Origin of the sequence: Streptomyces viridosporus T7A, from assembly GCF_008704515.1 — a bacterium.
GTDB classification, from domain to species: Bacteria; Actinomycetota; Actinomycetes; order Streptomycetales; family Streptomycetaceae; genus Streptomyces; species Streptomyces viridosporus.
Genome location: NZ_CP023700.1, coordinates 554,398 through 574,119, shown reverse-complemented (window position 1 = coordinate 574,119; position 19,722 = coordinate 554,398). Strand labels below are relative to the sequence as shown.

Sequence of the window (19,722 nt, the reverse complement as noted above, 5' to 3'; positions counted from 1 at the left end):
GGCGGGCCCACTGACCGACAGCACCACCCGGCCCGTGACACCCCCGCGCCGCCCCCCGGAAAGGACCGCCGCATTGCCCCGCGCCCACATCGAACTCGACAGGCAGGCCGTCATCGCTCCTGTCCGGCGCCGCACCTTCGGCTCGTTCGTCGAGCACCTCGGCCGCTGCGTGTACACCGGGCTCTACGAGCCCGGACACCCGAGCGCGAACGACGACGGGTTCCGCATGGACGTCGTCGAACTCGTCAGAGAACTCGGCAGCACGACCATCCGCTACCCGGGCGGCAACTTCGTCTCCGGGTTCCGCTGGGAGGACTCCGTCGGCCCACGCGAAGAACGCCCGGTACGCCGCGACCTCGCCTGGCGCTCGCTCGAATCGAACCAGGTCGGCCTCGACGAGTTCGCCAGGTGGCTCAAGCTCACCGACTCCGAGCTGATGCTGGCGGTCAACGTGGCCACACGAGGCATCCTGCCCGCCCTGGACCTGCTCGAGTACGCCAACCACCCATCCGGCACGGCGCTGTCGGACCTGCGCGTCGCCAACGGCACACCGGAACCGCACAACGTGCGCATGTGGTGCCTCGGCAACGAAATGGACGGCCCCTGGCAGACCGGATTCATGACGGCGGACGACTACGGCAAGATGGCCGCCCGTACCGCCGCCGCGATGAAGAGGGCCGACAAGGACCTCGAACTCGTCGTCTGCGGCTCCTCCGGATCCACGATGCCCACGTTCGGCGACTGGGAGCGCACCGTACTCGAGCACACCTACGACCACGTCGACTACGTCTCGTGCCACGCGTACTACCAGGAACACGACGGCGACCTCGGCTCCTTCCTCGCCTCGGCGATCGACATGGACTACTTCATCGACACCGTCGTCGCGACTGCCGACCACGTGGGGCACAAGAAGCGCTCCCGCAAGAAGATCGACGTCTCCTTCGACGAGTGGAACGTCTGGTACCTCAAGGAGCACCAGGAGTCCGAGAAGATCCACGACGAGTGGCGCCACGCCCCCCGGCTCCTGGAGGACACCTACACGGTGGCGGACGCCGTCGTCGTCGGCAACCTGCTGATGACGCTCCTGCGCCGCAGCGACCGCGTCACCTCGGCGTCCCTCGCGCAGCTCGTCAACGTGATCGCTCCGATCATGACCGAGCCCGGTGGCCCGGCCTGGCGCCAGACGACCTTCTACCCGTTCTCGATCACGAGCCGGCTCGCCTCCGGCGAGGTGGTCCGACCCCTGATCGAGGCGCCGACGTACGACACGGCGCGCTACGGAGAGGCATCCGTCGTCGACGCCGTCGCGACCGTCGACGAGGACCGGGCCGCGGTCTTCCTGGTCAACCGCGACCTGGCGGAAGCCGCGCGGGTCACGATAGATGTGCGCAGCTTCGGCTCCTCGCGCATCACCGAGGCGGTCACGCTCGCCGACTCCGACGTGTACGCGAAGAACACGCTCGCCCGGCAGGACCGGGTGATCCCGGCCGCGAACGCCGGCGCGGCACTCGCCGACGGCCTGCTCACCATCGAACTGCCGCCGACGTCGTGGACGGCGGTCGCTCTCCGGTGAGCGACGACACGAGCCCCGCTCAGGAGCCGGCTCCCCTCCGGCGCGGCGCCCCGGCCCGTGAATCGCCGGATCCGGTCGCCGAGCGCCGCGAGGTGACCTGTGCGGTGCGCGATGGAACACGGCTTCGGACCGTCCTGCTGGTTCCGCACGGGACCGGGCCGTGGCCGGCCCTGCTGACCCGCCATCCCTATGACGTGACCCGTGAGGAACACGACGGGATGCTCGACGTCGGGCGCCTCGTCGCCGCCGGTTACCTCGTCGCGCTCCAGGACGTACGGGGCCGCTTCGGCTCCGAGGGCGTCTTCGACCCCTGTGCGCAGGAGGTGGCCGACGGCGCCGACGCCGTGGCCTGGCTCGCGGCACGTCCCGAATGCACCGGCACCGTCGGAATGTGGGGCGCGTCCTACGCCTCGGACACCCAGTTCAGCGCCCTTCTGGGAGGCGCCCCGGCTCTGCGGGCGATCGCTCCCGCCATGACGCCGGCGATGTCGGCGCTTGACGGTTTCCGGTTCCGCGGTGGGGTGCCGGAGATCGGAAGCACCCTCGCGTGGACGCACTACGCGATCGCCCCGGACATGATCACGCGCATCGGCTCCGCCCGCGAACGGGAGGCCGAGCGGAAGCGGTGGGAAGCGACCGAGCGAGCGATCGCGACCCGCGACGCGTTCCGGGCCGGAACCCCGCATGCCGGATGGGACGCCGAGGCGATCGTCGGGTGGGGTCTGGACCGGTTGCGGGAGCCGCTCGGGTCGGCACGTCACCGCGATGGGAAGATCGTCGACCGGATCGATGCGGTCGACATCCCGGTCTTCCTGGTCGGCGGGTGGTTCGACGTCTTCCTGGGATCGACCCTGGAGATCTACCGGCGGCTGCTGCGCCGCGCGAAGGACACCGGCGGGCCGGTGCCTCGCCTTCTGGTCGGCCCCTGGACGCATGACGACATGTCGGGCCGGACAGCCGGTGCGGACTTCGGGCCGGGCGCGTCCGCCGACGATCTCGGCGGCAGCGGAGACCTCACCGCGCAGCACGTGCGGTGGTTCGACACCGCCCTGCGCGCGGGCGCGACGGACATGCCGCCGGTGCGCGTGTTCCTGATGGGCTCGAACCGGTGGATCGAACTGGACGAGTTCCCCCCACGCGCCACACGGACGCTCGAGCTGTACTTGAACACCGGGGGAACGCTCGCGACCGAACCCGCCGAGAGCGGTGAACGGCGGCTGACCAGCGATCCGGCGTCCCCGGTGCCGACGTGCGGCGGTGCGGTCCTCCTCTTCGCGCCGTTCGAGGCGGGACCCGCCGACCAGGCGGCGATCGAGGCGCGGCAGGACGTGGTCTCGTGGCGCACCGTGCCGCTCGCCGAGGAACTCACGGTGATGGGCGCGGTCCGTGCCGTCGTCCACCTCGCGACCACGGGAACGGACGCGGATGTGGTCGTGCGGCTGTGCGACGAGCACCCGGACGGCAGCAGCCGCGTCGTCACCGACGGCGTGCAGCGGGGGTCGGCGCGGTCCGTCGACCCGGTCACGGGCCTGGGCGACAGACGGCCGGTCGAGCCCGATCAGGAGCAGGAGTTCGTCGTGGACCTCTGGTCGACAGCACACACGTTCCTGCCGGGCCACCGGGTGCGCGTCGACATCGCACCGAGTTCGTCACCCCGCTGGGACGTCGGACGCAATGCCTTCGATCCGGCCGGGGCGACCACGGAGCCCACCGCGGCGGAATACACGATCCGTCATGGCGCCGCCCACCCGAGCCGCCTCGTCCTCCAGGCCGTGCCGACAGCACCGCGATGAGGCCGACCGGAACACGCCTGCCCGCGTCACCGGAACACGCCTGCCCGCGTCATCGGCATGGCGTTGCGGTTGCCGGGGCGGGCCCGGTGGAGGCCCGGACGACCAGCTCGGTGGCCAGTTTCATGCGGGCGGGGGACCGGGCGCCGCCGTCCTCGCCCCGGGATAGCTCGATCAGGAGCTTGACCGCCGCGGCGCCCAACTCGGTGCTGGGTTGTCTGACGGTCGTCAGCCCGGGGGTGATGTACTGCGCCTCGGGCAGGTCGTCGAAGCCGATGACACTGATGTCCTCGGGAACCCGCAGGCCCCGGGCAGCCAATGCGTCGTAGACGCCGAGTGCCATGGAGTCCGCGCAGGCGAAGATCCCCGTGATCCCCGGATCGCCGTCGAGCAGGGTGTGGGTGGCGGTCGTCGCCTTGGCACGGTTCCATCCGCCGTGGGCCACCGACACCGTGGCACTGCCGGCGGTCGCCGTGTCGGCCGCCGCACGGAAACCGTCGACGCGCGCCCGGCTGAAGAGATGGCGGGCATGGCCGGCGACCACCCCCATCCGCACATGGCCGAGGGACAGAAGGTGCTCGGCGGCCATACGGCCACCCTCCCAGTTCGCCACGCCGACGCTCGACACCCCTGACGGCGGTGTGCTCATCGGGTCGATCAGCACCACGGGGACACCTGCGGCGAAGAGGGTGCCGAATTGCGCCGATGCGGGATCGACCAGCGTCCCGATCACGCCGAGGGCGCGCCTCCTCAGAACCCGCGACACCCAGTCGCCGTGCGGCTCGGCGAGCGTCAGTACGACATCGAGTCCCGCTGCGGCCGCTTCTCGCCCGACCCCGGCTATCAGCAGGTTCGCCCATGACCCCTCGAAGTGGGTGACCACGAGGTCGAGCACGTTGGACCAGCCGTTCTCGTCCCGCACGCTCTCGCCCTTGGACCCGGCCCGGCGGGTGTAGCCGACGGCCTGCACGGCTTCCATGACCTTCGCGCGCGTCTCCGCCGAGACGTCGGTTCCGCCTCGCAGCACCTTGGACACGGTGGGCACGCTCGTACCGGCGGTCTTGGCCACCAAGGACAGTGTGGGGCGCGATCCGGCTGGTCGAGGGGGCATGGGGGACAGGTTAGCCCAACCGGCGAGGTGGCCTTCCGGGGACCGGGGAGGCACCTCGGCCGGGGCCGAGCCGGCTGCGGGCGGGCGCCCCTCGGTATGCGGCACCCGCCCGCACACCGGGCGTCACACGGACGGCGCCGGGACCGGGGCGTACTCGAACCAGTCGAAGGCGACCGCGCCCTCTGTGGCGTACATGCCGATCACCCGGCCGGTGAAGCCGCAGGCGACCTCGGTGGACAGGTAGCGCCCGTCCAGCTCGGCGAGCGGCCGGGCGTCCGGGGCGTCGGGATCGCCGAGCCAGAAGGCGATGGTGTCGGGGCCCGTGGTACCGCCGTCGGTGAGTTCGGGCGACGCGGGCACGAGGTCTGACGTCCGGATCGTCACGGTGAGGGACAGCGGCCCGGCCGGGACCGGCCGGCGGGCCACGGTCTGGCGCAGCGGCCCGATCCGGGCGACGACGCCGACCTCCCCGCCCCCGGCCTCCACCTCGTAGTGGTGGGCCTCGTCCAGGCGTACGCAGAGACCACCGCGTCCCGTACCCGGGTCGATCACGGCGGTGACGCGGCAGTCGTGGTGCTGCTGGCGGCGGCCGACGAAGGTGTACCCGGGGCGGTCGAGGGTGGGGCCGGTGGCGCTGAGGACCAGCCAGCCAGGGTGCTCGGTGAGCGACCAGGAGCCCTCCGGGCGGACGAACGGCGAGATCCAGTGAGGCGCGAGAGCGGCCCCGTCGAAGTCGTCGCGGGCGGGCGGGGCCGGAACGGGATGCCAGGCACCGCCCGGGGCCGCGTGGCTCTCGGGAACGGGCGCGACGACGGGCCAGCCGTCCTCGTCCCACTCCACAGGGGTCAGGAACGTTTCGCGGCCGAGCACGTGCACGTCGGGCGTGAAGCCGCGGGGGCGGACGCCGAGCAGCACCATCCACCAGCTGCCGTCGGGAGCCTGCACCAGGTCGGCGTGGCCGGTGTTCTGGACGGAACGGGCGGTACCGCTGTGGGAGAGCAGGGGGTTGGCGGGTGCGCCTTCCCAAGGGCCGCGCGGCGAGCGGCTGCGGGCCATGGACACGCTGTGGCTGCGTTCCGTGCCGCCTTCCGCGATCAGCAGGTACCACCAGTCGCCGATGCGGTAGAGGTGCGGCGCCTCGGGGTACTTGAGGCCGCTGCCCGACCACGTGGCGAAAGGCCCCTCCAGCACCTCGCCCTCGACCGGGTCGATCCTGGCCATGTTGATGCCCCCTTCGGGGCCGGAGAAGGCGCACCAGCAGGTGCCGTCCTCCTCCCACGCCAGGTCGGGGTCGATCCCGGTCAGGTCGATCCACACCGGGTCGCTCCACGGCCCCTCGGGCCGCTCGGCCGAGACGACGAAGTTGCCGCCACCGTCGACATTGGTGTTGATGACCCAGTAGCGGCCGTCGTGGTGGCGGATCGTGGGGGCGTAGAGGCCTCCGGACGCCTTGGCGCCGGGGAGGGGCAACGGCAGTTGCCCGGGCCGGTCGAGCACGTTGCCGATCTGCTCCCAGTGCACGAGATCCTTGCTGTGGAAGAGCGGCAGCCCGGGGAAGTACTCGAAGCTGGAGCACACCAGGTAGTAGTCGTCACCGACCCGGCACACGCTCGGATCGGGGTGGAACCCGCTGATCACAGGGTTGTCGTACATATGCACGGAAATGTCTCCCCTTCGGGCCGCCGGGCGCCGTGAAGCGAGTCTAGGCGAGCGTTCGGTTCTCGGTTGTCCCTTCGGTTCGCGGTCCGGGCGCCGCGCCGGTCCGGGGTGGCTCCGCGGGCGGGGCGGCGACCCATGGCGTCGATCACCGCGGGGGACCATGGCTTCGGAGGGGGTGGGCAGGGTCTCGTGGCCCGGGCCGGGCGGCGGTGGTGCATCAACCGACCCGGGCGCTTGCTCAAGGTCTCACTGAAGCGCAGGTTGTTACGTGCTTGCCGAACTCCCCTGTTAACCGCGCCCAACCGAAACGGCGAGGCTAACCGCTCCTTCCCTGTTCGGATTCCGCGAGCCGGAGATTCATCGCCCACACGGCCGGGCCGCCGCCGCTGTCGGTGCGGCTCATGACTTGGAAGCCGTGTCGTTCGTACAGGCGGACGTTGCGAGCGTCGGATGTCTCGAGTCTCACCTCCTTCGCGCCACGCCGGCTCACGTCATGGAGGGCATGCGCGATGAGCGCGCTGCCGAGCCCCCTGCCTTGATGGCTCGGACGCACGCCGAGTGTTTCCAAGGTCCACGCCCCCGTGGCGGATTGGGAATCGGTGAGGCGACCGATTCTTTCACCGTGCAGTGCAATGATCTGCTCCACAGTCGATTTGCTCGGCTCGGCCGCATTCGGCGGTAGCAATGCGGCTGCACCGGCATGCCCCTGCGTCACGAAGACGACGCCGTGTTGGAGGGCGTGACGGAGGTACAGTCCTTGCAGTCCGCGGAGCCGCTTGGCGTAGTCGTCTTCCGGGATCACCCACCTGGTCCATGGATAGTTCATGAACGCGATGGTGAGTGTTTCCACGGCAGGAGCAAGGTCTTCGATGGTTGCGAGACGTGTATCGGCTTTCACGGCGACTCTTTCGTGACCGTTCAACGGTCTTTTCGTGTCTTCAGGTTCCGGAGGCGATGATCTCTCTAAGTGCCTCCACATGACGGTTGAATGCTCGGCGACCCTCATCGGTGACGCCTACCCAGGTTCGGTTTCGTCTGCCCGCGGATTCTTCGTGGACCTCGACGAGTCCAGCGTCCCGCATCGCAGCCAACGTGTGGGACAGGGTGGAGTCGCCGACTTCCAGCAGGTCGGCAAGGAACCGCAAGTCCACGTCTTCCAGGTTGCACAATGCTGCGATAAGGGAAAAACCCAGGGGTGGGTGGATGAGCGTATCCAGGTCTTTGCTCGGATGGCTCATTTTCGGGAACTCGCAGGAAAACAGGCAAGGATCGGACTGATCGCGATGACGCCGGCAAGCACCCACCACCATGGCGACGAGGCGCCCACCAGTTGCAACGCCGGACCAAACATGAGTGTGTACAGCGCAAACCACGTCGCTACCGCTGTTCCCATGTTGCGCAGACCGTTTCTCGGTGCGGACCGGCGGTGCAGAGAAGCGGTACTCCAGAGGGAAAGTGTAGCGAGCAGCCACAGTGCAAACGCGTTCCAATACGGCACAGTTGCGACGTCGATCAAGAGTGTGAACGCCAGCGCGAACGCTGCTTGCAGGAACACAAACCACTTGAACCATCGAGTTGCACGGTGCGCTTTCACGGCGATCTCCTCGCCGGCCGCCATACGGGTGATCGCGTCATCGACAGAGAAGTGAAGGTCGGTCATTCGGTCGATTCATCCTCTATGAAGTAGTGTCGTAGATTCCTCGGTGGCCAGGGCATGCGCGGCTGACGGGCCAGGCGTTCCCCGGAGGCGGGGTCCCGTACGGGGGAGGCTGCCGCGGGCCTGGTGCCGTCCCGGCTGGTCACCGACTGCGGCTGTGGAACAAGGGCGTTGCCGTCGCACCGGCAGGTCGGTCGCAGCCGACGGGGACCGGGCGGTCGGCGCATCACCTGTGTTCGGTGAGGTGTTCACCCTCGCCCGGCCTCTGCTCCGACGCCCACAGCCCGTATCCGGCCCGACTGGGCCGGCGGCACGACCGCGCTCTCCGGAGGGCCGACCTCAGCGTCGATGCCGATGGGGCCGTCCGGGCTCTCGCGGGAGCGCGGACGGCACGTTCATGCCATCGGATCCGCGAAAGCGGGCCGCGTGCCGTATTTCCCGACCGCTTCGGGGTCGAGGGACACCCCGAGTCCGGGGCCGGAGGGGATGTCAAGGTAGCCGTCGTCGTCGAGTCGCCAGCTCTCCGCGACCAGATCGTCTACGTAGGCCGACCCGGTCTTGTACTCGACGAGGTCGGTGGACACCAGGGCGGACGAGAGCTGCAGGTCGGCGGCGAGGCCGACGGCCGTGTTCCATCCGTGCGGGATCAGACGGATGCCGAGGTCCTGGGCCTCCCAGCCGATCCGGCGCGACTCGCTCAGACCGCCTCCCTTCGTGGTGTCGGGCTGGACGATGTCGAAGGCGCGGCGTTGCAGATAGGGGGTGAAACTCTGCCTGCGGGTGAGGACCTCGCCACCGCTGATCGGGACGGGTGACCCCGCACGCAGTTCGGCGAAACCGTTGAGGTCGTCCGGCGCGAGTGCTTCCTCGAACCATGCGACGTCGTAGTCGGCGAGCATTCGCGCAGTTCGTTTCGCCCAGGCCAGATCACCGGGGAAGAAGCCTTCGGAGCCGCCGGCGTCGACGGCGAGCAGCCGGTCGCCGATCGCGGCGCGGGCGGCGGCGACGGTGCGCTCGTCCGTGGCGGCGTCCACCCGTCCGAACTTCCACCAGCCGATTTTGAAGGCGGTGAACCCTTGCTCCACGAGTGCGGTGAGGTTGTCCGTCATCGGTCCGGCCTCGTCCATGAGCACCGACGCGTAGGGGCGCACCCGGTTGCGGTGGCGCCCGCCGAGCAACCGGCCGACCGGCTGGCCGAGCGCCTGACCGGCGATGTCCCACAGCGCGATGTCGATGGCGCTCGTCGCGTGCGTGAGCGAGCCGCCCCGGCCCATCCAGAACGCGGTCTGGTGCAGCGTTTCGGCGATCCGTTCGACCTCCACCGGGTCTTGTCCGACGAGGTGCGGGAGCAGGAGGTCGACTGCTCCGCGGACGAGGTCCTCGGTGGTGAACGCGCTTCCGACGCCCGTGACGCCTTCGTCGGTGTGGACGGCGACGAGTGTGTGCACGACATCGTCCGGGCGTAGTTCGTTCGACCAACCCCCCTCGGGGGTCGCCCCGCGAAGACCGCATGTCTCGATTCTGGTGATCTTCATGAACGCCTCTCATGACGGATGTCATCGCCGCGGGCGCCGACGAGACGGCGGCGACTGTGTTCGGGACCGTACCTGACGGTGAGGTGCATTGTCGACAATCGACGATTCAGCTACAGTCTGCCGAACCGTCCGCCGCGAAAGCGCCCGGGCGGCGAAACGTCATCCACACCTCCACGGACCCACACCCGTCACCGAATGGAGCCGTTGCACTTGATTGTCGACAAAGTACGATCCTGTTACGCTCCGGCCATGTCCGGTCTTCCCCCGTTCCCCCCGCTTCCCGCCGCCTCGCTCGCCTCCCGCCGCGAAACCGTCGCAGACGCCCTGCGCGAGGCCATCACTTCGGGCCGTCTCCAAGCGGGCCAGAAGCTCACGGAATCGGGAGTCGCCGACCATCTGGGAACCAGCCGGGCACCGGTCCGTGAGGCGCTGCGCCAGCTGGAGCAGGAGGGCTTGGTGATTTCCTATCCGTACCGCGGTACGGAGGTGCTCGGCGTCTCCCAGGAAGAGATCGAGAACGTCCTGGTACCGGTCCGCATCTCCCTGGAGAAGTTCGCCTTCCGCAAGGCGATGCCCCGTTTGACCGACGCGGACTACGCCCACCTCCAGTCGCTCGTCCGCACCATGGAGGAGGCGGCCGAGGCGGCCGACGCGGCGCTGCTCGCCGACGAGGACATCCGCTTCCACGAGGCGGTCGTGACCTTGTCCGGACAGCAGCACTGCCTGCAGATCTGGCGGTCGATCCAACCCCGCGTGCGCGCCTACTTCCGGCGCGACGCGAGCCACTACTCGGACGCGGCCGTGGTCGCCGAACAGCACCGCGAGCTCATCCACGCACTCCGGGCGGGTGACGAGCAGGCCCTGGACCGCGCCGTCACCGCTCACATCAACACCCATTTCAAAGGTGCACCGGACCCCTCCGAATGACCAGGACGATCTTGATCACCGGCGGTGCAAGCGGCATCGGCCGCGCCACCGCGTTCGAAGCCGCACGCCGGGGTTGGGCTGTCGGCATCCTCGACCACGACGGCGGGAGCGCCGAGCGGGCGGCGGTCGAAGCCCGGCGGATCGGCGCCCGCAGGGTCTGGTCGGCCTCGGCGGACGTCACCGACGAACGGGAACTCGTCGACGCCTTCGGCGCAGCGGGCACCGCGCTGGGCCAGGTGGACGGGGTGGCCGCGAGCGCCGGCATCGAACTCAACGCGCCCCTGCCGCACATGCCCCTGGACACGTGGTGCCGCGTTCTCGACGTGAATCTCACCGGCACCTTCCTGACCGTGCGCACAGCCGCCCGAGCCCTGCGGGACGCCGGGCGGCCGGGCTCCATCGTGTGCGTGTCGTCTCCTTCCGCCTTCGTCGGCTTCGCGGGCGGCTCGAACAGCGCATACGGGGCGTCCAAAGGCGGAGTCTCCGCGTTCGTCCGGGCCGCTGCCATCGACCTCGCCCCTCACGGCATCCGCGTCAACGCCGTCGTGCCCGGTGCCACCGATACGCCCATGCTCTACTTCGGCCTCGACGGTGACGAACTCGAAGCGGAGCGCACGCGCCTGAGAGAGGCCGCAGCACGACAGATCCCGCTCGGACGGATGGCCGATCCCGCCGAGATCGCAGATGCCGCCGCCTGGCTCCTCTCCGACGATTCCTCATATGTCACAGGCAGTCACCTGGTGTGCGACGGCGGCCTCATGGCCAAGAGCGCGAACGACTTCTGACACATCCCGAAACCCGCCCGATACTGCAGCCGTAGTTGCTGTGACCGGTGATCCGGCTGGTTGTCGTGCTGGCCGTGGGCGGAGGTGTCACGGTTGACGAGGTGCATTGTTGTGCTACCGGGGCTGGATGTGCTGCATGGCTGGATCGACCGGTGCTTCCACAGGTCGGAGCCGCGCGAGCGGGCACGGCGGTGTCTGCGCGGGTGCTCGCACCGCTGGCGCGCAAGAACGGCTGGACGCCGATCCGGGCGGACGCGCGGATCGGCGACGAGGGCGGTTTTGCCGCCAAGCCGGCCCTCACCCGGGCGAGGTTGGCGAGGGCGGTGGACGCCGGGGTGCCGTTTTCGGTGGGTGACCGGGGACGAGACCTACGGCTTGTGAGGTTGCCGTAGTGGTCGGCTCCGGAAATCCTTCGGGGTTGACTCCGGAGCCGGTGTCGTGTCCGGCGCCTACTCAGCTGAGCTCAGGGCCGCTGCCGGAACGGGGCGAGCGTGGCGCGCACGAGATCGGCGGCGCCCCAGTCGGGGTCGAACTGGGCGATCACGGCCAGGTGCTGGCGCAGCTGGAGGATCGGCATGCGTTCGCGCCAGTCGCGGTCGAGCCCGGTCAGCTCGGCGTACAGCTCGAAGAACACGTGTGCCTCGGGCGGCGGCGCCGTCGTCCACAGGTGGGCCAGGTCGACCTCGGCCCACGTGTACGACACGGCCGGGTCGATCAGCGCGGGCCGCCCGTCGGCGGCGGCCATGACGTTCTGCGCCCACAGGTCGCCGTGCGTCAGGCACGCGGGCCTGACGGGCAGCAGCTCGGGCAGCCGGTCGCACAGCCGCTCCAGCGCCGACCGGTCCGCGGCGTCGAGCGCCTCCTGGACGCGACGCTCGCCGAGCCAGCGCAGCAGACGGTGCTGGGCGAAGAACTCGAACCCGTCGTCGTCCCAGGTGTTGACCTGCCGACGACGGCCCAGCCAGTTGTCCCGGTGCCACCCGAATCGGGGGTACCGCGTGGTGGTGTGCAGGTGGGCGAGCGCGTGCGCGAACTGCTCCCAGAAGGCCTCGGTGCCCGGCCGGGGCTGCAGCACGGACAGTACGAGCAAGTCGCGGTCCGCGAGAATGACCTCGGGCGTGGCGACGCCGCCCGCCTCGCGCAGCACGGTGAGCCCTTCGGCTTCCGCGGTGAAGGCGTCGTCCGACGGCGGCTCGCCGAACGCCTTGACGAACACCGGCGTGCCGTCACCGCGGCGCGCGAGCCCCGCGGTCGCGGCGAGGCCTCCAGTGGCCGGCTCGGCCGCGACGACGTCGGTCAGGCCGGCCGCATGCAGGCGTTCGAGCAGGAAGGACATCGTGTCTGTCACGGGTGTGCTCCTGTCGTCGTAGTCGAAATCAACGAGGGTGGATCCGTGCCCGGATGCCGGGGGCGGTGAGGTAGAGGGCGCAGGCACAGTCGAGGGCTTCTTCGGGGGTGCCGGCGGAGCCGCCGTAGCGCAGACGCATGAGTTTGATGGACTCGCCATCGGCCAGTTGCCGTCGACGTAAGCGAAGCTCCGGTTCACGCGTCGTGGTTGAACCAGATGGAGATCCGCTTCACCGTCGTCCAGCGCAAGGTCGCCTCACCCAGCGGCTTCCCCGACCTCACCCAGGTCGGGGGCCGGCTCCGAGCATTCGAAGACCGCTACAACGCCCCAGCACAGCCGTTCCGGTAGAAGTATCACCACCTCCGACCTGGACGATCTGCTGGCCAGACTCAACCGGCACACCACCGATCACCAGCAAGAATCCTCCGTCGCACTGGCGACTTGAACAACCTCCGAAGAACTTCGAGCGCCGACCACTTTAGGCACTGTCCGGCGGACCATACGACCTTCTGACCGGTGGCTCGTTGGTTCGGTGCGTGCTGGTGAGAGAGGCCCACCGGGAGAGATCCCGCAGGGCCTCCCGGCCGTTCATGTGCCGGTGCCGCTGTCGGGCCCCGCTGATATACGTGAGCCATGGCCACCTTCCGTGATTTTTACTTCAAGCTCGTTGTCGTCGAGAAGCTCATGTACCGGGACAAGACTCTGACCCCCGCGTTCAGCCTTGAGCAGCACATGCGGGAGCGCGGTGTCGAGGACCTGGACGACTATGTGGAGGAGAACGAACTCGAGTTCACGATCCTCGACGAGGCCAGGGCCTACTTCGAGGCGCTGGAGATACCCGAGGAACTTCTGGCCACCGTGGAGGAGTTGACTTTCGATGGCGGGCTCCGGGTCTACATCGAGTGCGCTCCGGTCTGGGACGGCGAGGACGACCTGTTCGACGTGCGCTCCCTGGACGATCTGGACCTGCTGCCGAACCTCAAACTCGTCACCGGGGCTCGGGGCTTGGAGCACATGTGCCCGGGAGCAACGGACATCCTTGCGGCCCGGGGTGTCACGGGACGCTATTAGTGGTGCTTCGTCAGGTTCTGGGTCTGGTTCTGTTGCGGGGCAGGGTGCGTCCGTAGGTGGTGCGGGTGCCGGTCCAGCACCTCAGCAGGTCCTGGAGGACGTCCAGGACCTGGTGGAGGGGCAGGCCGGCGTGCGGACTTCTGGGTCGAGCCGCCGGAGGGTGAGGAAGGCCTGGGCGGCGGTGACGAGGGGGACGTGGTGGTGCCGGCCGCGCCCGGTGCGGCCCTCGAAGTGGTCGAGTCCGAGGCCGTGCTTGAGTTCGCGGTAGTCGTGCTCGATCCGCCAGCGGCGCTGTCACGTTGGCTGACCGGCCTGGGACGATCTTGGAGTTGATCGTGCCGGGGGGCTCGTGTCGTCCGCGCCGCTGTCGTACAAGGGCCATCGGTACCCGGTGGAGGGGACCGGGGCCCCGCGCTGCCGGTCGTCTCGATGTGAGTGGTCCGCGTCGAGCGGCGTCAACGTTTCTCATAGGGGGCGTCGGCCGGCAGTGTCGGGAACGTGCCGGTGCCCGCGCCGCGCGATAGGCGTCTTCACGGGCCGCGCTGTAGAACCGGGCGAGGGTGGTGGGAAGAGCAGCAGGGCGGCGGCGGGCAGAGCGAGAAGCCGTGCAAAGCGCGGGGCGGCTGCGTGGGGGTGGCCGTGGTCGTGCGCGTCTTCGTCCGGTTCACGTCCTCGGCCGCGTGTACGGTGCTTACCCGCGCCGTTCGTGCTCTCGCCACCCCCATAGGCCAAGGGGCCGTACGTGCCGTGGGCAGCCGCAGCCATTCCTCACGCCCGAAGCGGGCCCACGGCCACCCCACGGCCGCTGTCAGCGGCCCAGCGGGTCCTCCCAGGCGCGGTCACCCGGGGCCGCCAGGGCCAGGTGACCGCCGTCGTCGAGGGGGGTCGGTACGGTGAGCGTGGCCAAGGGCCCGGTTGTGTCGAAAAGGTGAATCTCGCCGTGGCCGCCGCGGGTGACGGCGGTGAGCGGGGCGCCCGGCGAGGCGGCGATCGCCCGGCGCTGCACTCCGTCCCACGGCGTTCCTCCGGGCTTCGGCGCGCCCTCCATGGGTGGCAGCGGATGACGGGAGACGACCCGGGGCTCACCGCCGGAGAGTTCGGCTGCCAGCAGGATCAGTTCGTCGCCGTCGGGGTGCACGCGCGCGTACGCGATGTGGTGCGCGGCGACGGCGAGCCGGAAGACCAGCCCGGGGCCGAGTGGTACGCGGCCGGTGCGGCCCCCGTCGAGGGTGTGGAACCAGGCGTCGTTGGTCCACTCCGGCCATCGCCCCGGGTCGGTGGGGCCGCCGCGTACGCACGACCACAGTGTCCGCCGTACGGGATCGAGCCGCAGGTAGTAGCCGCGTCCGGGCCCGGCCCAGGGGATCGGCTCCTCCAGGAGCAGGCGGTCGCCGTCGCGCCGGGCCCGGTGCACTCCGGAGGCCGCGGCGGCGAACAGCCGACCGGTGAGCCGGTCGTAGGCGTCGCCATGGCCGTCGTGGTCGGGCAGCTCCGTCTCGTACGCGGGTGACGCGGGGGGACTGGCGGGGGCGGCGCTCTGCAGGTCGTCGTAGCGGTACGCGGTCAGCGTGCCGGGCTCGCGGTGCCGCAGGACGACCAGCGGGTCGCCGGAGCCGCACATCACCGTCACGCCCGGTTCGCCGGCCCGCGTGCGTACCCGGACCGACCTGCCGCGGTCGAGGTCGACCGTGGTCAGCAGATCCGACCACGGCTCCCCGTTGCGGCCCAGACCTGTTGTGACCGCGAGTCGACGGCCCGACGCGTCGGCTGCCAGGTGTTCGGCCGGAGTGGCCACCGGCGCCGTCGCCGCGATCAGCGGGCGGCCCGCGTCCGGGCCGTACGGGTCGAGGACGACGAGCTCGCCCGCGAGGTCGTCGACGAATGCCCAGTGGCCGCCCGGGAGGGCGAGGAAGCCGGCGTGCTCGGCGAGGTGCCGGCCCTCCACGACACCCGTCACCCGGCCGTCCGGCAGGTTCAGCACCCGTATGGATCCGGCGACTTGGTCGGCTGTCAGCAGGCGCGGGGCGAGCGGCACGGCAGGGCTCCTGGAGGGGTGGTGGGACGGACGGTCTATTGATAATGATTATCATGTGCCACGCATGTGTGGTGGGGGAACGGCCTGGGGCGCCTCTGCCTCACGTCCGCATCCGCCCCGGGAACGAGACGAGAGCTGAGAGTCATATGTCACGCAGAATGCTGCGGACCGTTCGCCGCTGGGCCGCCGCGGCCGTCATGGGGGCGCTGCTCGCCGGCTGCGGATCCACCGCCACCGAGACCGGCGACGAGGGGAGAGGCGATGCGGGGGCCAAGACCGATGTGAAGGTCGAGCCCATCACCGCCGCCCGCTCCGTCACCGACGGCAGGGGCGTCACCGTCGCCACGAAGACCGCGCCGCGGCGCGTGGTCTGCCTCGTCGCGCTCTGCGACGACATGCTTGCCGAACTGGGCATGACGCCTGCCGCCACCAACTCCGGGCTGCTCGCCCACCCGAAGTTCCTGGGCAGGGAGAAGGCCGCGAGGATACCGGTCGTACCGGGCGGTTTCCTCGCGCCCGAGGCCGAGGCGGTCCTCTCCCACCAACCGGATCTGGTGATCGGCCTGGAGGACACGCACGGCAAGCTCGCGCCGGCGCTGAAGGGCGCGACGGTGTTCTGGCCGGTACAACCGGGCAGTTGGGAGGACAGCGTCGGCTACCTGCGCAACCTCGCCGCGCTCACCGGACGCACCTCGCAGGGCGAGGCGGCCGAGAAGGCGTTCCGAGCCAAGCTCGCCGAGGCCGAGAGCGCCCGGAGCGACAAGACCGCGCTCATCATCTTCGGCAGCGACGAGAACTTCGGCGTCGCCACGCCCGGCAACGACGTCGCCGCCGGGCTCTTTCCCAAGATCGGGCACTACCCGTGGAAGAGCCGCGGCGTCGACGGTACGTACAGCATGGAGGAGGTCCTCGCCGCCGACGTCGACGTGCTGTTCGTCGAGACGCTCTCCTTCGGCGGTTCCTCCGAGGGCAAGCTCTCCGACAAGCTCGCCGAGAACCCGCTCTGGTCGCGCATCCCGGCCGTCCGGAACGGCGATGTCCACGAGGTCGACTCCGAGGTGTGGGCCAAGGGCCGCGGCACCCGGTCGCTCGGCCTCGTCCTCGACGAGGCGACGGCAGCACTGAAGTGACCGGGCAGGGAACCGTGCGCCATGTCGCTGTGGCCGCTGCGGTGCTGGTGGCGGTCGTCTCCAGCGCGTTGTGCCTGGGGACGCCGTATGTGCCGCCTCTCGCACTCGCCGATGCGCTCGGCGGGGACGGCCTTGCCGGCGTCGTCGTCGCCGAACTGCGCCTGCCCAGGCTCGTGCTGGCGCTCGTCGCCGGTGCCTGCCTGGGTGCCGCCGGTCTGGTTCTCCAAGAGGCCCTGCGCAATCCGCTCGCCGTGCCCGAGATGCTCGGCGTCTCCAGCGGGGCCGCGCTCGGCGTCGCGGCCCCGCTGGTCCTCGCCCTGTCCGTGCCGCTCGCGGTGCAGCCGCTGCTCGCCATCGGCGGCGCGGCGCTCGGCGGTGTCCTGACGCTGCTCGCTGCCGGGTTCGGGCGCAGCCCCTCGGGCGTGCTGCTCACCGGGGCGGCCGTCGCCGCCGCCCTTCAGGCCGCGCTGCTCGTGCTGATGGTCCTGGCCGACCAGCTCGACCTCCAGCTCATCTACCGCTACCTGCTCGGCAGCCTCTCCGCCCGGACCTGGGACGACGTGACGGGCCTCGGACCCTGGCTGCTCATCGCCGTCCCGGCCCTGGTCCTGTGCGCCCCGGTGCTGAGCGTGCTGCGGCTCGGCGACGACGACGCCCAGGCGCTGGGCGTACGGGTACGCCGGGCACGGCTGGCCGCGCTCGCCATCTCCGTGCTGCTCATCGCGCCGGTGGTCGCCGTGTGCGGCCCGGTGGCCTGGGTCGGGTTTCTCGCACCCCACCTGGCGCGCCGGTTGCGTCCGGGCTCGGACGCGGTGGGCCGGCTGCCGTGGTCGGCGGCGTGGGGCGCGCTGGTGGTGGCCTGCGCGGACCAGCCGGCGCGGCTCGCCCTGGCCCCGACCGAGACCCCGGTCGGGGCCTGGACGGCCCTGGTCGGCGTCCCGGCGGGCGTCGCCCTGCTGAAAGCGAGCCGTCGATGACGTACACGCGGACGTACGCGCGCCGAACCGCCCTCCTGATGCTGCTCGTCGCGGCCGTCGCGACTGCCGGGCTGTGCGCCGGACGCGCGCTGTCGGCCTCTGGCGTCTGGGAGGTGCTGAGCGGCGGCGGCGACTCCACCGCTCGGCACATCGTTCTTCAGCTGCGCCTGCCGCGCACCCTGGTGGCGCTGGTGGCGGGCGCCTCGCTGGGCCTGGCCGGCACGGTTCTGCAGTCGGCGCTGCGCAACCCGTTGGCCGGACCCGAGGTCACCGGCGTCACACCGGGCGCCGTTCTGGGCGCGGTGACCGCGACCGGGCTGGGTCTGGCGGGCTGGGAGTCCCCGGCCGCGGTGGTGACCGCCGCGTGCCTGGGCGGGTTCGCGGGGGCGGGGCTGCTGTGGTTGCTCGCCGGGCGTGAGCGAGGTGATCCCGCGCAGATGGCCGTGAACGGCGTGCTCGTCTCGGCGGTGCTCGCCGGACTGACCGCCATGGTGCTGCTGGTCGCCCCCGGCGAACTCGGCAGTGTCGTCCAGTGGCTGGTCGGCTCCACCGAGGGCCGCGTGTGGGCCCACTGGCACCTGTTGTGGCCCTGGGCGACCGCGTGGGCCGTCGCCGCCTGCGCGATGGCAGCCCCCCTGACCCTGCTGCGCTGCGGGGAGGAACAGGCAGCGGCGACCGGCCTGAACACCGGACGGGCGCGGGTCGCGGCGCTCGTGTGCGCCGTGGCGCTCACCGCAGGGGCGGTCTCGGCCGTCGGCGCGCTCGGCTTCGTCGGGCTGCTCGTACCCCACCTCGCGTTCGCCCTCTTCGGTGCGGACCTGCGCGCCGCGCTCCCCGGGGCGGCGCTGCTCGGCGCCGTCGTGGTGGGCACCGCGGACGCGGGTGCCCAGTGGCTGTCCCAGGTGGCCGCCACCGCACTGGACATGGACCGACTGAGCATCCCCGTCGGGGCGCTCACGACCTGCGGTGGCGCGGTGCTGCTGCTGATCGTGGCACGCCGCCGCACGGCAAGTGAGGAGTGAAAGTGAAGGTGGACGTCGTCGTGGAAGCCGGGGCCAGGGGGGAGATACGGGTCGAAGGGCTCCGCTTCGGCTACCCGGGCCGGGAGGTCCTCGACGGGATCGACCTGGGCATCGCCACCGGCGAGCTGGTCGCCCTCGTCGGCCTCAACGGCTGCGGCAAGAGCACACTGCTGCGGCTCTGCGCCGGCCTGCTGAAACCGGCCGCCGGACGGGTGCTGCTCGGGGAGGACGAGCTGTCCCGCCTCTCGCGGCGGGCGGCCGCCCGCCGGGTGGCTCTGCTGCACCAGCAGGCTCCCCAGGTACCGGGCATGACGGTGCGTCACCTGGTGCGCCAAGGGCGGTACGCGGCACGAGGGCCGCTCGGCATGCTCCGCCACGGCGACGACGCGGTGTGCGCCCGGGCCATGGCCGACGTCGGAGTGACCGAGTGGGCGGACCGGCCGGTGGACGCGCTCTCGGGCGGTGAGCGCCAGCGCGTACGGCTGGCCATGGCGCTCGCCCAGGACACCCGCGTACTGCTGCTCGACGAGCCGACCACGTACCTCGACCTGCGTCACCAACTGGAGGTCATGCAGACGGTGGTGCGGCTGCGCGAGGAACGCGGACTGACGGTCGTGATGGTGCTCCACGACCTGGGGCACGCGGCGCGTTTCGCGGACCGGGTCGTGGCGCTGCGTCACGGCCGTGTGGCGGCGGACGGCCCGCCGGCCGAGGTGGTGACCCCGGCTCTGCTGGCCGAAGTCCTGGGCGTAGCGGGCCGGGTGGGCCGTGATCCGGCGGGCGGCTGGCCGGTGTGTTACCCGGATCACCCGCTCCCCGAAGGCTTGCGGAATGATAATCATATTCATTAGTGTCAGTGGTGCGTCGCCGATCCGGCGGCGCGATCACTCGTACCGAACGGAGACTCAACTCATGGAGCAGAACCAGGTGTTCACGCCGATCGCGGAGCAGGGCCAGCTCGCCCACCTGTCGGCGACCCACTCCAACGCCCTCGTCGAGAACCCCTTCGACGACGCCGTCGAGGCGGACGCGGACAAGTAAGCCCGCCTGTCGAACCCGGGCCCGTCCGGAACGCCTTCCCGGGCGGGCCCGTCCAGTCCCC

At 70.6% G+C, this 19,722-nt stretch carries 19 protein-coding genes and 1 pseudogene; 11 read left to right on the top strand and 9 right to left on the bottom strand.

From position 1 onward, the window contains the following. The first annotated feature begins 73 nt into the window (after positions 1-73). Entirely contained in the window at positions 74-1,573 is a 1,500-nt protein-coding gene (gene arfA / locus CP969_RS02890) for an arabinosylfuranosidase ArfA (RefSeq protein ID WP_016827994.1), read from the top strand. After that, positions 1,549-3,366, top strand: a complete 1,818-nt coding sequence (locus tag CP969_RS02885; RefSeq protein WP_317984011.1) for a CocE/NonD family hydrolase — start codon at positions 1,549-1,551, stop codon at positions 3,364-3,366. The genes arfA and CP969_RS02885 overlap by 25 nt, the downstream gene beginning before the upstream one ends. A 49-nt stretch (positions 3,367-3,415) precedes the next feature. On the opposite strand, the gene CP969_RS02880 is transcribed toward CP969_RS02885, so the two are convergent. The 6 genes from CP969_RS02880 to CP969_RS02855 all read right to left on the bottom strand — a co-directional run bounded on the left by CP969_RS02880 (position 3,416) and on the right by CP969_RS02855 (position 9,325). Then, positions 3,416-4,432 (bottom strand): LacI family DNA-binding transcriptional regulator, encoded by a 1,017-nt coding sequence (locus tag CP969_RS02880; RefSeq protein ID WP_016827996.1) that lies wholly within the window; start codon positions 4,430-4,432, stop codon positions 3,416-3,418. 165 nt (positions 4,433-4,597) lie between these two features. After that, positions 4,598-6,127 (bottom strand): glycoside hydrolase family 43 protein, encoded by a 1,530-nt coding sequence (locus tag CP969_RS02875; RefSeq protein ID WP_016827997.1) that lies wholly within the window; start codon positions 6,125-6,127, stop codon positions 4,598-4,600. Positions 6,128-6,449: 322 nt separating this feature from the next. Then, positions 6,450-7,031: a GNAT family N-acetyltransferase gene (locus tag CP969_RS02870; protein WP_026085488.1), complete on the bottom strand. Its 582-nt coding sequence runs from the start codon at positions 7,029-7,031 to the stop codon at positions 6,450-6,452. A gap of 40 nt (positions 7,032-7,071) precedes the next feature. Further along, positions 7,072-7,371 carry a transcriptional regulator gene (locus CP969_RS02865; protein WP_078495473.1) on the bottom strand — a complete coding sequence of 100 codons (300 nt, stop codon included), beginning with the start codon at positions 7,369-7,371 and terminating at the stop codon, positions 7,072-7,074. After that, positions 7,368-7,793: a hypothetical protein gene (locus CP969_RS02860; protein WP_078495474.1), complete on the bottom strand. Its 426-nt coding sequence runs from the start codon at positions 7,791-7,793 to the stop codon at positions 7,368-7,370. The genes CP969_RS02865 and CP969_RS02860 overlap by 4 nt, the downstream gene beginning before the upstream one ends. Before the next feature lie 392 nt (positions 7,794-8,185). After that, positions 8,186-9,325 (bottom strand): mandelate racemase/muconate lactonizing enzyme family protein, encoded by a 1,140-nt coding sequence (locus tag CP969_RS02855; protein ID WP_026085489.1) that lies wholly within the window; start codon positions 9,323-9,325, stop codon positions 8,186-8,188. Positions 9,326-9,574: 249 nt separating this feature from the next. On the opposite strand from CP969_RS02855, the gene CP969_RS02850 reads away from it, so the two are divergent. Together CP969_RS02850 and CP969_RS02845 are read left to right on the top strand one after the other, a co-directional pair. Then, positions 9,575-10,252 (top strand): GntR family transcriptional regulator, encoded by a 678-nt coding sequence (locus CP969_RS02850; RefSeq protein ID WP_016828000.1) that lies wholly within the window; start codon positions 9,575-9,577, stop codon positions 10,250-10,252. Beyond that, positions 10,249-11,037 (top strand): SDR family NAD(P)-dependent oxidoreductase, encoded by a 789-nt coding sequence (locus CP969_RS02845; RefSeq protein ID WP_016828001.1) that lies wholly within the window; start codon positions 10,249-10,251, stop codon positions 11,035-11,037. The genes CP969_RS02850 and CP969_RS02845 overlap by 4 nt, the downstream gene beginning before the upstream one ends. Positions 11,038-11,500: 463 nt before the next feature. Here CP969_RS02845 and CP969_RS02840 read toward each other — a convergent pair whose 3' ends face one another. Beyond that, positions 11,501-12,385, bottom strand: coding sequence for a fructosamine kinase family protein (locus tag CP969_RS02840; RefSeq protein ID WP_026085490.1), 885 nt, complete (start codon positions 12,383-12,385; stop codon positions 11,501-11,503). Between the two features lie 207 nt (positions 12,386-12,592). Between CP969_RS02840 and CP969_RS33660 the strand changes: the two genes are divergently transcribed. Further along, positions 12,593-12,733 (top strand): hypothetical protein, encoded by a 141-nt coding sequence (locus tag CP969_RS33660; protein ID WP_171817450.1) that lies wholly within the window; start codon positions 12,593-12,595, stop codon positions 12,731-12,733. A gap of 285 nt (positions 12,734-13,018) precedes the next feature. Next, positions 13,019-13,456, top strand: coding sequence for a DUF6892 domain-containing protein (locus tag CP969_RS02830; RefSeq protein WP_004993073.1), 438 nt, complete (start codon positions 13,019-13,021; stop codon positions 13,454-13,456). Between the two features lie 81 nt (positions 13,457-13,537). On the opposite strand, the pseudogene CP969_RS02825 reads toward CP969_RS02830, so the two are convergent. Continuing rightward, positions 13,538-13,744 (bottom strand): annotated as a pseudogene (locus tag CP969_RS02825) (IS701 family transposase); the annotation flags it as partial. A gap of 520 nt (positions 13,745-14,264) precedes the next feature. After that, positions 14,265-15,491: a hypothetical protein gene (locus tag CP969_RS02820; protein WP_016828004.1), complete on the bottom strand. Its 1,227-nt coding sequence runs from the start codon at positions 15,489-15,491 to the stop codon at positions 14,265-14,267. A gap of 146 nt (positions 15,492-15,637) precedes the next feature. Here CP969_RS02820 and CP969_RS02815 point away from each other — a divergent pair, with 146 nt between their 5' ends. From CP969_RS02815 to amiA, 5 genes are all read left to right on the top strand, one after another. After that, positions 15,638-16,621 (top strand): ABC transporter substrate-binding protein, encoded by a 984-nt coding sequence (locus tag CP969_RS02815; RefSeq protein ID WP_026085491.1) that lies wholly within the window; start codon positions 15,638-15,640, stop codon positions 16,619-16,621. A 14-nt stretch (positions 16,622-16,635) separates the two neighbouring features. Then, positions 16,636-17,598, top strand: a complete 963-nt coding sequence (locus CP969_RS02810) for a FecCD family ABC transporter permease (RefSeq protein WP_086019084.1) — start codon at positions 16,636-16,638, stop codon at positions 17,596-17,598. Beyond that, a complete protein-coding gene (locus CP969_RS02805; RefSeq protein ID WP_016828007.1) occupies positions 17,595-18,620 on the top strand; it encodes a FecCD family ABC transporter permease in 1,026 nt (341 codons plus the stop codon). Before CP969_RS02810 ends, CP969_RS02805 begins: the two co-directional genes overlap by 4 nt. A 2-nt stretch (positions 18,621-18,622) precedes the next feature. Further along, the gene (locus CP969_RS02800; protein ID WP_016828008.1) at positions 18,623-19,471 is read left to right on the top strand and encodes an ABC transporter ATP-binding protein; all 849 of its coding nucleotides are present in this window, start codon (positions 18,623-18,625) and stop codon (positions 19,469-19,471) included. Positions 19,472-19,532: 61 nt separating this feature from the next. After that, positions 19,533-19,661, top strand: a complete 129-nt coding sequence (amiA, locus tag CP969_RS34190; protein WP_016828009.1) for a streptamidine family RiPP — start codon at positions 19,533-19,535, stop codon at positions 19,659-19,661. Positions 19,662-19,722: the final 61 nt, after the last annotated feature.

Excerpts from the sequence above, each read along its gene's own strand:
- CP969_RS02855 (WP_026085489.1), bottom strand. The coding sequence starts at position 9,325 with ATGAAGATCACCAGAATCGAGACATGCGGTCTTCGCGGGGCGACCCCC.
- amiA (WP_016828009.1), top strand. The coding sequence starts at position 19,533 with ATGGAGCAGAACCAGGTGTTCACGCCGATCGCGGAGCAGGGCCAGCTC.
- CP969_RS02850 (WP_016828000.1), top strand. The coding sequence starts at position 9,575 with ATGTCCGGTCTTCCCCCGTTCCCCCCGCTTCCCGCCGCCTCGCTCGCC.
- CP969_RS02830 (WP_004993073.1), top strand. The coding sequence starts at position 13,019 with ATGGCCACCTTCCGTGATTTTTACTTCAAGCTCGTTGTCGTCGAGAAG.
- CP969_RS02860 (WP_078495474.1), bottom strand. The coding sequence starts at position 7,793 with ATGACCGACCTTCACTTCTCTGTCGATGACGCGATCACCCGTATGGCG.
- CP969_RS02845 (WP_016828001.1), top strand. The coding sequence starts at position 10,249 with ATGACCAGGACGATCTTGATCACCGGCGGTGCAAGCGGCATCGGCCGC.
- CP969_RS02875 (WP_016827997.1), bottom strand. The coding sequence starts at position 6,127 with ATGTACGACAACCCTGTGATCAGCGGGTTCCACCCCGATCCGAGCGTG.
- CP969_RS02865 (WP_078495473.1), bottom strand. The coding sequence starts at position 7,371 with ATGAGCCATCCGAGCAAAGACCTGGATACGCTCATCCACCCACCCCTG.
- CP969_RS02815 (WP_026085491.1), top strand. The coding sequence starts at position 15,638 with ATGTCACGCAGAATGCTGCGGACCGTTCGCCGCTGGGCCGCCGCGGCC.
- CP969_RS02805 (WP_016828007.1), top strand. The coding sequence starts at position 17,595 with ATGACGTACACGCGGACGTACGCGCGCCGAACCGCCCTCCTGATGCTG.